Source organism: Sulfitobacter marinus, from assembly GCF_900116285.1.
Lineage (GTDB): Bacteria > Pseudomonadota > Alphaproteobacteria > Rhodobacterales > Rhodobacteraceae > Sulfitobacter > Sulfitobacter marinus.
Genome location: NZ_FPAJ01000005.1, coordinates 148,311 through 162,132, shown reverse-complemented (window position 1 = coordinate 162,132; position 13,822 = coordinate 148,311). Strand labels below are relative to the sequence as shown.

The 13,822-nt window shown below is 57.1% G+C and carries 9 protein-coding genes and 1 tRNA gene; 8 read left to right on the top strand and 2 right to left on the bottom strand.

The window, feature by feature from the left end:
* Positions 1-128: 128 nt before the first annotated feature.
* Positions 129-214: transfer RNA gene (locus tag BM347_RS14700), tRNA-Leu, on the bottom strand.
* Between the two features lie 204 nt (positions 215-418).
* Here BM347_RS14700 and BM347_RS14695 point away from each other — a divergent pair.
* A complete protein-coding gene (locus tag BM347_RS14695; protein ID WP_093917249.1) occupies positions 419-1,402 on the top strand; it encodes a complex I NDUFA9 subunit family protein in 984 nt (327 codons plus the stop codon).
* Positions 1,403-1,455: 53 nt separating this feature from the next.
* Here the strand turns inward: BM347_RS14695 and BM347_RS14690 are convergent, their stop codons facing one another.
* On the bottom strand, positions 1,456-2,259 hold the full coding sequence (locus tag BM347_RS14690; RefSeq protein WP_093917248.1) for an undecaprenyl-diphosphate phosphatase: 804 nt from the start codon (positions 2,257-2,259) through the stop codon (positions 1,456-1,458).
* Positions 2,260-2,484: 225 nt separating this feature from the next.
* Here BM347_RS14690 and BM347_RS14685 point away from each other — a divergent pair, with 225 nt between their 5' ends.
* The 7 genes from BM347_RS14685 to BM347_RS14655 all read left to right on the top strand — a co-directional run bounded on the left by BM347_RS14685 (position 2,485) and on the right by BM347_RS14655 (position 13,667).
* Positions 2,485-3,918, top strand: coding sequence for an NAD(P)-dependent oxidoreductase (locus BM347_RS14685; protein ID WP_093917247.1), 1,434 nt, complete (start codon positions 2,485-2,487; stop codon positions 3,916-3,918).
* Positions 3,919-3,951: 33 nt separating this feature from the next.
* The gene (locus tag BM347_RS14680) at positions 3,952-4,395 is read left to right on the top strand and encodes a GFA family protein (RefSeq protein ID WP_245764285.1); all 444 of its coding nucleotides are present in this window, start codon (positions 3,952-3,954) and stop codon (positions 4,393-4,395) included.
* Positions 4,392-8,924 carry a glutamate synthase large subunit gene (gltB, locus tag BM347_RS14675; RefSeq protein ID WP_093917245.1) on the top strand — a complete coding sequence of 1,511 codons (4,533 nt, stop codon included), beginning with the start codon at positions 4,392-4,394 and terminating at the stop codon, positions 8,922-8,924. The genes BM347_RS14680 and gltB overlap by 4 nt, the downstream gene beginning before the upstream one ends.
* A 128-nt stretch (positions 8,925-9,052) precedes the next feature.
* Complete coding sequence (gene mtgA, locus BM347_RS14670; protein WP_093917244.1) at positions 9,053-9,778, top strand: monofunctional biosynthetic peptidoglycan transglycosylase; 726 nt, start codon at positions 9,053-9,055, stop codon at positions 9,776-9,778.
* A gap of 58 nt (positions 9,779-9,836) precedes the next feature.
* Complete coding sequence (gene fzlA / locus BM347_RS14665; protein ID WP_093917243.1) at positions 9,837-10,502, top strand: FtsZ-binding protein FzlA; 666 nt, start codon at positions 9,837-9,839, stop codon at positions 10,500-10,502.
* A gap of 63 nt (positions 10,503-10,565) precedes the next feature.
* Positions 10,566-11,594, top strand: coding sequence for a tRNA epoxyqueuosine(34) reductase QueG (gene queG, locus BM347_RS14660; protein WP_093917242.1), 1,029 nt, complete (start codon positions 10,566-10,568; stop codon positions 11,592-11,594).
* A 66-nt stretch (positions 11,595-11,660) separates the two neighbouring features.
* On the top strand, positions 11,661-13,667 hold the full coding sequence (locus BM347_RS14655) for a hydantoinase/oxoprolinase N-terminal domain-containing protein (RefSeq protein ID WP_093917241.1): 2,007 nt from the start codon (positions 11,661-11,663) through the stop codon (positions 13,665-13,667).
* Positions 13,668-13,822 lie beyond the last annotated feature (155 nt).

Sequence of the window (13,822 nt, the reverse complement as noted above, 5' to 3'; positions counted from 1 at the left end):
AAAGCCAAAGATCGTGCCCGATCCTTACTCTTGGCGGCATCTTTAGAATGATGTCTGAAAGGGGGATTTAAAGGTGGATGAGGAAATTACAATTCCAGATAATGTTATAATAAATTATTTGGAAAAATTGGTGCCCAGAAGAGGACTCGAACCTCCACACCGTTGCCAGTACTAGCACCTGAAGCTAGCGCGTCTACCATTCCGCCACCTGGGCACAGGGGGGTTGTGAAGGCTGCTCTAATCGTGCGGGGCGTAGGTGTCAATTGGATTCGCTGACATTCTTTGATCTAGTTGCCATGCGCGGCAAACGCTGGTGTATGGTCTTAACCAGTTCGATCAAACTGGTCTGATTTGAAGCTTGTTCCCAAACTGGCAAAACTGTATCTATCGATCATATTTTCTGGACAGGAGCATCATCATGTCAAAGCTGGTCACGATCTATGGTGGCTCGGGGTTTGTGGGGCGTTACATTGTGCGCCGTATGGCCAAGGCAGGATGGCGTGTTCGTGTTGCGGTACGCCGCCCGAATGAGGCTATTTTCGTGCGCCCATATGGTGCCGTCGGTCAGGTTGAGCCTGTTTTCTGCAACATTCGTGACGATGCGTCGGTGCGTGCCGCAATGCAGGGGGCCGATGCTGTTGTGAATTGCGTGGGTATTCTGGCCGAAACGGGTAAAAGCACCTTTGAGGCAATTCAATCGGATGGTGCCGAACGGATTGCACGAATTGCGGCCGCGGAGGGTATCAACCGGTTGGTTCATGTCTCGGCGATTGGCGCGGATACTGAATCGGCAAGCGAATACGCGCAGACCAAGGCGATGGGCGAGGCGGCTGTATTAAAGCACGTACCTGATGCCGTTATTTTGCGTCCCTCGATCGTGTTCGGGCCGGAGGATGAATTCTTTAACCGGTTTGCGGGTATGACACGGCTTAGCCCAGTTGTGCCCGTGATCGGCGCGGATACGCTCTTTCAGCCGGTATATGTGGATGATGTCGCGCGCGCGGCTGAGATGGGCGTGCTTGGTGATGCGCCGGCAGGCGCTTACGAACTTGGCGGCCCGGATGTGGAGAGTTTTCGCGCCCTGATGAAGCGGATGCTGGATGTTGTACATCGCCGCCGTTTGGTATTGGCGGTCCCGATGTTCGTGGCCAAGATTATGGCATTCGCCTTTGATCTTTTGCAGTCGGTTACGCTGGGCTTGGTCAAAAATGGCGTGGTGACCCGTGATCAGGTCAAAAATCTGGGCAATGATAATGTGGTCGCAGAGGGTGCTAAAGGCTTTGATACGCTTTGTATTACTCCTGTGTCGATGTCATCGGTTCTGCCGGATTATCTGTGGCGCTTCCGCCCTGCGGGTCAATATGATGACATCATGGCCTCGGCCAAGGATCTGCGCAGCTAATTAACTTATTTTTGTGGAAAAGGCCCTGCCGAAACTGGCGGGCCTTTTTGCATTTATGAATAGGCGTAGGTCAGCAGCGCAATCCCCAAAATGATGCGGTAAATCACATAGGGTGTAAAACTGACGCTGCGCAGCAGGCGCATCATAAATACCAGCGCCAACAATGCCGCGACAAAGGCGAATGCGGCAGCAATTGATGCGTCTTTGGCTAGTTGCCAGTTGGCCTCACCTATGACGTCCAGAGACAGCAAGGCACCAGATGCAAGGATCGTCGGGATCGACATGAGCATCGACAGCGTGGCAGCGCTTGTGCGGTCATAGCCCAGCTTGCGCGCTGCCGTAATCGTGATGCCCGAGCGGGACGTTCCGGGGATCAGCGCAACGGCTTGGGCAAGACCCATCCAGACTGCATCCTTCATTTGCCAATCACCGGCATCGCGTGATTTGCCGCCCGTTTTGTCAGCCCAATACAAGAGAAGGCCAAAGATCAACATGGTCCAACCAATCACGGCGACTGACCGTAGCATTTCATCGATGCCCAGCAGTTTGAACAGCAGCCCCACCACCAAAACTGGAATGGTCGCGAGGATCAGCAAAAGCGCGGTGCGCGCACCGGGGGTGTCGACTTTGCCCCGCAGCAGGCGGCCAAGGCCAAGGGTGGCTTCGGCGACTTCGGCCCGGAAATAAATGATGACTGCCAGTAAGGTGCCAACGTGAACCGCAACATCAATTGCCAGCCCTTGATCGGGGCCACCTGTTACGAAGGGAAGCAGAATGAGATGACCTGACGATGAAACCGGCAGAAATTCCGTCAGGCCCTGAATGATTGCGACGAGCAAAAGTTGAAACAAAGTCATTGTCTTGGCCTGCGGTTTTTATGGTTTGCATGAGGTATAAACCCACCACAACGAATGCAAAGCACTATATTTAAATCCGAATCGGACCTAATTTGTGGCGAAATTTACGGTGCGCACCCTGACCCACCAAAATTATTTACATAAAGGTCAACAATACTGCCTTTATTATCTTTCACCACCTGTGTAAGGGAGGTTAACACAGTTTTTCTGGCGGAGATTTCAACCATGGCCAAGCAGCCCATGCTCAAGTTTATAACGGTTTCACGGGACATGCCTGAAAAAAGGCTCCCGAATCTGCGCCGTGAAGATTTCAACGAAATCTATGCCGAATACGCGGATGAGAAAGCGAAAGAGCAGTCCAGCCGTTGCAGCCAATGCGGCGTTCCCTATTGTCAGACCCACTGTCCGTTGCACAATAACATCCCCGACTGGCTGCGCCTGACCGCCGAAGGCCGCCTGAAGGAAGCGTATGAAGTGTCGCAAGCCACCAATACTTTCCCCGAGATTTGCGGCCGCATCTGCCCGCAGGATCGCTTGTGCGAAGGCAATTGCGTGATTGAACAATCCGGCCATGGCACCGTGACAATCGGGTCGGTCGAAAAATACATCACCGACACCGCGTGGGAAAAAGGCTGGGTTCAGCCGATCTCACCCCGGGCCGAGCGTTCCGAATCCGTTGGTATCATCGGCGCGGGCCCCGGTGGTTTGGCTGCTGCCGACGTGCTGCGCCGTCAGGGCGTTCAGGTCACCATCTACGACCGCTACGACCGCGCGGGCGGGTTGCTGACCTACGGTATCCCCGGCTTTAAACTGGAAAAAGACGTGGTGATGCGCCGCAACGACCAGCTTGCCCAAGGTGGGGTCAAGTTTGAACTGAACTGCGATGTCGGCGTCGACATCAGCTTTGCCGATATTCGGGCCAAGCATGACGCGGTGATCGTCGCGACCGGCGTTTATAAAACCCGTGAAATTCAGGCCCCCGGTGTGGGCGGCGTCGGGCTTGAGCGCGCGATTGATTTCCTGACCGTCAGCAACCGCAAAAGCTTTGGTGACACGGTCGAGGAATTTGAATCCGGTCGTTTCAATGCCCATGGCAAAAAGGTCGTTGTCATCGGCGGCGGCGATACGGCGATGGACTGTGTGCGCACATCTATCCGTCAGGGTGCTACATCGGTGAAATGTCTGTACCGCCGTGACCGCGCCAACATGCCGGGCAGCCAGCGCGAAGTACAAAACGCCGAGGAAGAAGGCGTGGTCTTCGAATGGCTTTCCGCGCCCAAAGGTTTTGTCGGCGATCCAGTGACCGGCGTCATGGTGCAAAAGATGCGTCTTGGTGCGCCGGATGCCACAGGCCGTCAGGCACCCGAGGTGATCGAGGGGGCTGACTACGTAGAAGAGGCCGATCTGGTCATCATGGCGCTTGGCTTTGAGCCTGAAGATCTGCCAACGCTTTGGAACACGCCGGAACTGCCCGTGAACCGCTGGGGCACGATCAAGGCCGATTACATTACGGGTGCAACCGAACTTGATGGTGTCTATGCCGTGGGTGACATCGTACGCGGTGCGTCACTGGTTGTATGGGCGATCAAGGACGGGCGCGATTGCGCGCAGGCGATCCTCGAGAAGATGGGCGCGATGACCGCTGTCGCGGCCGAATAAGCGACCAATCGCCACCAGACTAGGAAGCACAGATTGAACGAAGATAAGACACCATTGGAATTGTCAGGCCGCTGCTTATGCGGTGCAGTCACGGTCACAGCGACCGCGTCTGACCCCATTTTGCGGGCCTGTCATTGCACCATGTGTCAGCAACATACGTCTTCGGTTTTTGTGAACATCCGCGCGGATCAGGACAGCATTGTTATGAATGGCCCTGTCAAAGTCTTCAAATCCTCGGATTGGGCACAACGCGCCTTTTGCGAGGATTGCGGATCGACGCTTTGGTACGGGTTGATCCACGACAATTCGCGCAACCTGGCCGCTGGCCTGTTTGAAAACGCAGGCGGTGCCACTTTGGCGATAGAATATTATACTGATGTCTGCCCACAGGGATACGCCCTTGCTGGTGATCATCAGAAACTGACTAGAAAACAAACTCTCGCGCTGTTTGCGCCCGATGAAGGAGAAGCCCAATGACCAAGTATGATGACGCCTGGGTGGCCCGCGAAGAAGCGAAACGCGCATATATGGCCGAGAACGGTCTGTATTCCGAGGAAGAAGAGCATTCTTCCTGTGGTGTTGGCCTGGTTGTAAACATTGACGGTTCGTGCAGCCGCGATGTGGTTTTGTCGGGGATCAAGGCGCTCAAGGCGATCTGGCACCGTGGTGCTGTCGATGCCGACGGTAAAACCGGCGATGGCGCGGGTATCCACGTGCAAATCCCAGTTAACTTTTTCTATGATCAGGTGCGTCGCACGGGTCACAGCCCTCGCGAAGGTGAACTGATTGCCGTTGGTCAGGTATTCCTGCCGCGCACCAACTTTGCCGCGCAGGAAACCTGCCGGACCATCGTCGAGACCGAAGTCTTGCGTATGGGGTACTACATTTACGGCTGGCGCCACGTGCCGGTCGACATCTCGGTGCTGGGTGAAAAGGCCAACGCGACCCGTCCCGAGATTGAACAAATTCTGATCTCGAACGCCAAGGGCGTGGACGAAGAAACATTCGAGCGTGAGCTGTATGTGATCCGCCGCCGGATCGAAAAGGCCGCGCTCGCCGCGCAGGTGCCAACGCTGTATATCGCGTCGATGTCCTGCCGGTCGATCATCTACAAAGGCATGATGCTGGCCCAGGATGTGGCCACCTTCTACCCCGATCTGATGGATGACCGCTTTGAATCCGCCTTTGCGATCTATCACCAGCGTTATTCCACCAACACTTTCCCACAATGGTGGCTGGCACAGCCCTTCCGCATGTTGGCCCATAACGGCGAGATCAACACCCTTAAGGGTAACCTGAACTGGATGAAGTCGCACGAAATCCGCATGGCGTCTGGCACATTCGGCGACATGGCCGAAGACATCAAACCAATCGTCGCTGCGGGGTCGTCTGACTCGGCTGCTTTGGACGCGGTGTTCGAGGTTCTGGTCCGTGCAGGGCGCAACGCGCCGATGGCAAAAACCATGTTGGTGCCTGAATCATGGTCCAAGCAAGCGGTTGAACTGCCCGAAGCATGGCGCGACATGTATTCTTATTGCAACTCGGTGATGGAACCATGGGACGGCCCTGCTGCCCTTGCCATGACCGATGGCCGTTGGGTCTGTGCCGGTCTTGACCGCAACGGCCTGCGCCCGATGCGCTATGTTGTTACCGCCGATGGCATGCTGATTGCCGGGTCCGAGGCCGGGATGGTCCCGCAGGATGAGGCGAATGTCGTGCACAAAGGCGCGCTTGGCCCCGGTCAATTGCTGGCTGTGGACATCGAAGAAGGCAAGATGTTCGGCGATACCGAGATCAAAGACAAACTGGCGGCGTCCCGTCCGTTTGGCGAATGGGTCGGCAAGATCAACGAACTTGACGAAGCGCTGGCTGACATTGACGAAAAGCCATTGTTCGAAGGCAATGAACTGCGCCGTCGTCAGGTGGCCGCAGGCTATACCATCGAAGACCTTGAGCAGATCCTTGCCCCGATGGCCGAAGATGGCAAAGAGCCGTTGGCCTCCATGGGCGACGATACCCCGTCTGCGGTTTTGTCAAACCAGTACCGCCCGCTGAGCCATTTCTTCCGTCAGAACTTTAGCCAGGTCACCAACCCGCCGATCGACAGCTTGCGTGAATTCCGGGTGATGAGCCTGAAAACACGCTTTGGTAACCTGAAAAACGTGTTGGATGAATCCAGCGCCCAGACTGAAATTCTGGTGCTGGACAGCCCGTTCCTTGCTAACGCGCAATTCGATCAGCTGATGGGGGAATTCAACGCGGATTCCGTCACCATCGACTGTACCTTTGAACCCGGAGGCAGCAACCTAAGCGCAGGTTTGGCCCGTATTCGCGACGAGGCAGAAGACGCCGTGCGTTCCGGTGCAGGGCACATCGTGCTGACCGATCAGTTCAGCGGCGAGGGCCGCGTGGCCATGCCGATGATTCTGGCGACCTCAGCCGTACACAGCCAGTTGACCCGCAAGGGTTTGCGTACATTTACATCGCTGAACGTGCGATCGGCGGAATGCGTTGATCCGCATTACTTTGCTGTTCTGATCGGCTGTGGTGCGACCGTGGTGAACGCCTATCTTGCCGAAGATTCGCTGGCTGACCGTATCGAGCGTGGCCTGCTGGACGTGAACCTGACCACAGCAATGGCCCGCTACCGCGAGGCGATTGACCAAGGGCTGCTCAAGATCATGGCCAAGATGGGCATTTCCGTCGTGTCGTCCTATCGCGGCGGTCTGAACTTTGAGGCTGTTGGCCTAAGCCGTGCAATGTGTGCCGAATATTTCCCCGGTATGACCAGCCGTATCAGCGGCATCGGTACCACAGGTATTCAGCGCAAAGCTGAAGCCGTTCATGCCCGTGGCTGGCAAGGTGACGGCGCCGTGCTGCCCATCGGTGGCTTCTACAAGGCACGTACATCGGGCGAGACCCACGCATGGGAAGCGTCGTCAATGCACATGTTGCAAATGGCGTGCAACAAAGCGTCTTATCAGATGTGGAAACAGTACAGCGCCAAGATGCAAAGCAACCCACCGATCCATCTGCGTGACTTGCTGGATATCAAGCCGCTCGGTGCGGCGATCCCGATTGAAGAGGTCGAAAGCATCACCGCGATCCGCAAGCGTTTCGTGACCCCGGGCATGTCGCTGGGTGCCCTGTCGCCAGAGGCGCACAAGACATTGAACGTCGCGATGAACCGTATCGGGGCCAAGTCGGATTCCGGCGAGGGCGGCGAAGATCCTGCGCATTTTGTACCTGAATCCAACGGCGATAATCCGTCGGCCAAGATCAAACAGGTGGCATCAGGCCGTTTCGGCGTGACAGCAGAATACCTAAACCAGTGCGAAGAGCTTGAGATCAAGGTCGCCCAAGGCGCCAAGCCCGGCGAAGGTGGCCAGCTGCCGGGGATGAAGGTCACCGACCTGATCGCCCGTCTGCGCCATTCGACCAAGGGTGTGACGCTGATTTCCCCGCCGCCGCACCACGATATCTATTCGATCGAAGACCTTGCGCAGCTGATCTATGACCTCAAGCAGATCAACCCGCGTTGTAAGGTCACCGTGAAACTGGTGGCATCCTCCGGTGTTGGCACGATTGCCGCAGGTGTGGCCAAGGCCAAGGCGGACATCATCCTGATTTCTGGCCATAATGGCGGGACTGGCGCATCGCCTGCGACCTCGATCAAATATGCGGGTTTGCCGTGGGAAATGGGCCTGACCGAAGCGCATCAGGTTTTGTCGATGAACCACCTGCGCGACCGTGTCACCCTGCGCACCGATGGCGGTTTGCGCACGGGTCGCGACATTGTCATGGCGGCGATGATGGGGGCCGAAGAATACGGCATCGGCACTGCTGCGCTGATCGCCATGGGCTGTATCATGGTACGTCAGTGCCAATCGAACACCTGCCCCGTGGGCGTCTGTACCCAAGACGAGGCGCTGCGCGGCAAGTTCACCGGCAATGCGGATAAGGTCGTAAACCTCATCACCTTCTACGCCACCGAAGTGCGCGAATTGCTGGCGTCCATCGGCGCGCGCAGCCTTGATGACGTGATTGGTCGTGCCGATCTGCTGGCGCAGGTCAGCCGTGGCTCTGCACACTTGGATGATCTGGACCTTAACCCGCTGTTGATCACCGTCGATGGCGCGTCCGAGATCGTTTATGACCGCAACAAGCCACGCAATGCTGTGCTGGATACGCTGGATGCAGAGATCGTGCGCGACGCCGCGCGGTTCCTTGAAGAAGGGGAAAAGATGCAGCTAAGCTATGCGGTGCAAAACACGCACCGTACCGTTGGCACGCGGACATCCAGCCATATCATTCGCCGCTTTGGCATGAACAACCAGCTGCAACCTGATCACCTGACGGTGAAGCTGACAGGCTCTGCCGGTCAAAGCCTTGGCGCATTTGCTGCACCGGGTCTGAAACTGGAAGTGTCCGGCGATGCCAATGACTATGTCGGCAAGGGGCTGTCGGGGGGTACAATCGTTGTGCGCCCGTCGATGGCCAGCACGATCACAGCGGCTGAGAACACCATTATTGGGAACACCGTTCTATACGGTGCGACCAAAGGGTTCTTGTTCGCAGCGGGTCGCGCCGGTGAACGTTTTGCCGTTCGCAACTCGGGCGCGCATGTCGTGATCGAAGGCTGCGGCAGCAACGGGTGTGAATATATGACCGGTGGTGTTGCCGTGATCCTTGGCAGCATCGGTGCCAACTTTGGCGCGGGTATGACAGGTGGTATGGCCTATCTGTATGATCCAGAGGGGCGGGCGGATTCGATGTTGAACACCGAAACGCTGGTGACCTGCCCGGTCACTGTGGATCATTGGGAGGCCGAGCTAAAGGGCCTGATCGAGCGGCATTTGGAGGAAACCAACAGCCGTAAAGCCGCTGATATCTTGCAGCACTGGCCGATTGAAAAGGATCACTTCATTCAGATCTGCCCAAAAGAGATGCTGGTTCATATTCCGGCACCGCTAAGCCACGATAACAAGGCGATCCCAGCGGAGTAAGCCCTTGGTACTGGCCGGGCATGATGCGCAATCATGCCCGGCCCATGATGCCGCGCACCCGGCAAAAGGCGCGTTCACGGTGTAACACCCGTTCACAACCTCCGCGCTGGGCAGTATAGCTGGTGCCCATGGCAAAACGCGCATCATCGAAAAAGAACAAGGCTGCTGTGAGACAGCGCCGAAGCTTTAAGCAGCGCGTGGTGCGTGCGGCGCTGAAGGTGGCGCTGGTTATTGTCGGAATTTTACTGGCATTTATCCTGCTGTTCGCAGTCATAAATCCGCCCACGACACCCTATATGTTTAGCGAAGCACGCAGGTTGGGCGGCGTCGACCATCAATGGGTCCCGCTTGAGAGTATCGCGCCGGTTATGGCCCGGTCTGTCGTTGCGGCGGAGGACGCGAATTTCTGCAACCATTGGGGTTTTGACCTGCCAGCGATCAAAAAGGCAATTTCCGAAGGGTCAAACCGTGGCGCATCTACCCTTAGCCAGCAGACAGTCAAGAATGTCTATCTTTGGCATGGCCGGACATGGGTGCGAAAAGCATTGGAGGCGGCGATCACCCCGCTTGTTGAGGCGATCTGGTCCAAGCGCCGTATTGTCGAGGTTTATCTGAACGTGGCCGAATTTGCCGAAGGCGTGTTTGGCGTGGATGCTGCGGCACAGTATTACTTTGGTGTGACCCCTTCCAACCTTTCAGCGACGCAAGCCGCGCGGCTTGCCGCGATATTACCCTCCCCGAAAACCCGCTCTGCTTCAAATCCCGGCAGCTATACCAAAAAGCGCACCGCGCGTATCCGCGACGGGGCGGCGACAATCAGCAAGGATGGGCGTGCTGCTTGTTTCGAGAGTTGAAAATGCCAGTTAACACAGGCATGAGTGGAAAAACCTAACCCTAGTTCTGGATCCTCATATGGCCCGCCTGTTTCATGTTCCTCTTTCTCCTTTCTGCCGAAAGGTCCGGCTTAGCCTTGCCGAAAAGAAGATCGAGGTAGAACGGGTAGAAGAAAGATATTGGGAGCAAGACCCTGATTTCATGCGTAGAAATCCCGCTGGAAAGGTGCCCGTTTTGCAACTCGACGGGGTTATGATGTCGGAAAGCGCGGCGATCTGCGAATATATCGAGGAAACGCGCCCCGAGCCGCCGTTGATGCCCAGCGATCCGGCACAGCGCCTTGAAGTGCGACGCCTGGTCAGTTGGTTTGATGATAAATTTCACGCCGAAGTCACATCAAAGCTGCTCTACGAGCGGGTGAATAAAAAGGTCATGGGGCAAGGTTTCCCTGACAGCCGCAACGTCAAGGACGGTGCCAAAGCGATCAAATACCACATTGATTACATGGCGTGGTTGCTGGACCATCGCCGTTGGCTGGCTGGCGATGTCATGACGCTGGCCGATTTCGCGGCGGCCGCGCATCTGTCGTCGCTTGATTACATCTCGGACGTGGATTGGAACCGATCTGACGTGGTCAAGGACTGGTACGCCAAGATCAAATCGCGCCCGGCCTTTAGATCGCTATTGGCCGATCAGGTGCCGGGATTTCCGCCGCCAAAGCATTACAATGACCTTGATTTTTAAGCGGAAAGCGTTGGGGGCTGTCTGCCCCCAAACCCCCGAGGATATTTCGGAGCCAGAGAAGACATGGACGATTTAAAGGATCGTTTGGTGTCTCAGGCTTTGGCCGAGGGGTTTGTGGCCTGCAAGATCTGCCGCCCCTGGGATGTACCGGAGGTTCCCGCGCGGCTCGCCGCCTTTGTTGAGGCCGGGTATCATGGGCAGATGTCATGGATGGCAGACCGGATGGCATGGCGCGGCAATCCGGCGGATTTGTGGCCCGAAGCGCGGTCGGTCATTATGTTGGCTGAAAGCTATGCGCCTGAGCATGATCCGAGGGCTGTACTCGCGCATTCGGATAAGGCCGCAATATCGGTATATGCCCATGGCCGCGATTATCATGATATCGTTAAAAAGCGGCTCAAGCGGTTGGCGCGGTGGTTGATCGAACAGGAAACCTGCGAAGTGAAGGTTTTTGTCGATACCGCGCCCGTGCCGGAGAAGGCGTTGGGCCAAGCGGCCGGGCTGGGATGGCAGGGCAAACACACCAATTTGCTGAGCCGTGATTGGGGAAACTGGGCTTTTCTAGGTGCCATTTTCACCACGCTTGAGCTGCCTGTGGACGGTGCTGAGGTTGATCATTGTGGGTCTTGTAGGTCTTGCTTGGATGCCTGTCCGACAGATGCATTTCCCGCGCCCTACCGGCTGGATGCGCGGCGCTGCATTTCCTATCTGACGATTGAACACAAAGGCCCCGTTGATCTGGAGCTGCGCAGTAAGATGGGCAGCCGGATTTACGGTTGCGATGATTGCCTGGCCGCTTGCCCCTGGAACAAGTTCGCCGTCGCCGCCAGCGATATGCGCTATCACGGCGGGGTGGGGGCGCCTGATCTGGCAGAGCTTGCCGCGCTGGATGACACAGCATTTCGCGCGCGGTTTTCAGGATCGCCGATCAAAAGGATCGGGCGGAACCGGTTTATTCGCAATGTCCTTTATGCCATTGGGAATTCGGGCAAGCCGACGCTTTCTGATACCGCGCAAAGCCTCGTGCAGGACCCCGATGCAACGGTGGCGGAGGCCGCACGTTGGGCAGTGGCCCGCTTGGCCGCAAAATGACGCAAACGGGCTGGACCTGAACGGGGTTATCACTACACCCGTGCCAAATAGTTCAAGGAGAAGACGATGGCGTTGCTTCTGGGTGTTGATACCGGCGGAACCTATACGGATGCGGTTTTGATCCGTGACGAAAAGACTGTGATTGCATCTGCCAAGGCGCTGACGACCCGGAATGATCTTGCGATTGGTGTCGGAAATGCCCTGCGTGCGGTGTTGACCAAGGCGAGTGTCCGCGCGGCTGATGTGTCGCTGGCATCCTTGTCGACAACGTTGGCGACGAATGCGCTGGTCGAGGGTCAAGGCGGTCGTGTCGCGCTGATCTATGTCGGCTTTAAGGAACGGGATTTGCAGGCCCATGGCTTGGCCGACGCGTTAAAGGGCGATCCGTATCTGATCTTGGCGGGCGGTCATGACCACGCGGGCAGCGAAGCAACCCCGCTGGATGAGAGTGCATTGGTTGCGTTCCTTGAGCAACACAAGGGTGACGTTAGCGGTTTTGCCGTCGCCAGCCAGTTCGCCACGCGCAACCCTGCGCATGAGCTGCGTGTCGCCGATCTTGTGACGCAATTGACGGGCAAGCCGGTGTCATCATCGCATCAATTATCGGCCAAGTTGAACGGGCCAAAACGCGCGCTGACGGCTGTTTTGAACGCGCGGTTGATCGGGATGATAGACCGGCTGATTGGCCGCGCCGAAGATGTGCTGACCGAGATTGGCGTAACGGCCCCGTTGATGGTGGTGCGCGGGGACGGGGCGCTGATTTCGGCGGCCCAAGCCCGCGCCTGCCCGATTGAGACGATCCTAAGCGGGCCTGCGGCATCCATCGTCGGGGCGTGTTGGATGACGGGGGCAGATCATGCGTTGGTCAGTGACATCGGGGGGACCACCACAGATGTGGCCTTGGTGCGGGGCGGGCGGCCTGCAATTGATCCTGCGGGCGCGCAGGTCGGCCCTTATCGTACGATGGTCGAAGCGGTTGCCATGCGAACGACCGGTCTGGGCGGTGACAGCGAGGTGCATTTCCTGACCGAAGGGTTACAGGGCGGTATCACGCTGGGGCCAAGGCGTCTGCTGCCGGTATCGTTGGTCGCCGTTGATGCGCCGGACGTTGTGCATGCTGCCTTGGACGCACAGTTGCGCAGCGCGACACCCGGCGAATTTGACGCGAGATTCGTGCGTGCCGTTGCCGGACAAACCCATGAAGGTATTGGCCCCCGCGAAACCATCCTGTTGGAACGTATCGGTGATGCTGTGCATCCGCTTGGCACTATCCTGCGCTCGCGGATCGAGACGGGCGCGTTGCAACGGTTGGTGGAACGCGGGCTGGTTCAGATTGCGGGGGTGACGCCAACGGATGCCAGCCATGTATTGGGCCGGGTGAATACTTGGGACGCAGATGCAGCGCGCAAAGCCTTGGCCCTGTTCGGCCGTCGGCGGACGGGGGCGGGCAATATGTTGGCACCTGATCCTGATTTAATGGCGCAGATGATCGTTGATCAGCTGACCAGGCAAACGGCACTGGCGCTGCTGGAAACCGCCTTTGCCGAGGAAGATCCGGCATTTGATGTCGCCCCCGATGTGTTGGCACGGCATGTTTTGCTGCAAAGGGGTTTAGCAGGCCATCGCGGGCTTTTGCGGATTGATGCCGCGTTAAATGTCTCGGTGATCGGACTTGGTGCCTCGGCGGCGACCTATTACCCGGTTGTTGGAACAATGCTTGGGGCGCAAATGATCTTGCCGGAGCATGCGGATGTGGCAAACGCCATTGGCGCGGTGGTTGGCCGCGTCACAATGCGTGAAAGCGGCACCGTTACATCGCCGGGCGAGGGCAGATACCGGGTGCATTTCGACAGCGGGCCACAGGATTTCACGGATCAAGCCAGCGCGATTGCGCGGCTGGAGGAGGCCTTGCGCCAAAAGGCGATAGCGGCCGCGCAAGCCGCTGGTGTGGGGGACATCCAAGCAAATTCAGTACATGACATTCGCACCACCAAGGTCGAGAGCCGCGAGATTTTTATCGAAGCCGTGATTACGGTCGAGGCGACGGGACGCCCCAGGATTGCAAATGAATGAAAAGTAATGCAAATTTATTTGCGTTAACCTTTTATTAATAATTGCGTTGTGACCATCGTATCGCCATATTTGAATTTTAGTCGTGCGCGCAGCATCGGGGCGCAGCGACTATAATTGCTGACCACCCTGGTGCCAGATAACCAGTAGGCGCGTGT

Bases quoted from the DNA above. Each gene is read 5' to 3' on its own strand.
- BM347_RS14695 (WP_093917249.1), top strand. From the start codon at position 419: ATGTCAAAGCTGGTCACGATCTATGGTGGCTCGGGGTTTGTGGGGCGT.
- BM347_RS14690 (WP_093917248.1), bottom strand. From the start codon at position 2,259: ATGACTTTGTTTCAACTTTTGCTCGTCGCAATCATTCAGGGCCTGACG.
- BM347_RS14685 (WP_093917247.1), top strand. From the start codon at position 2,485: ATGGCCAAGCAGCCCATGCTCAAGTTTATAACGGTTTCACGGGACATG.
- gltB (WP_093917245.1), top strand. From the start codon at position 4,392: ATGACCAAGTATGATGACGCCTGGGTGGCCCGCGAAGAAGCGAAACGC.
- mtgA (WP_093917244.1), top strand. From the start codon at position 9,053: ATGGCAAAACGCGCATCATCGAAAAAGAACAAGGCTGCTGTGAGACAG.
- fzlA (WP_093917243.1), top strand. From the start codon at position 9,837: ATGGCCCGCCTGTTTCATGTTCCTCTTTCTCCTTTCTGCCGAAAGGTC.
- queG (WP_093917242.1), top strand. From the start codon at position 10,566: ATGGACGATTTAAAGGATCGTTTGGTGTCTCAGGCTTTGGCCGAGGGG.
- BM347_RS14655 (WP_093917241.1), top strand. From the start codon at position 11,661: ATGGCGTTGCTTCTGGGTGTTGATACCGGCGGAACCTATACGGATGCG.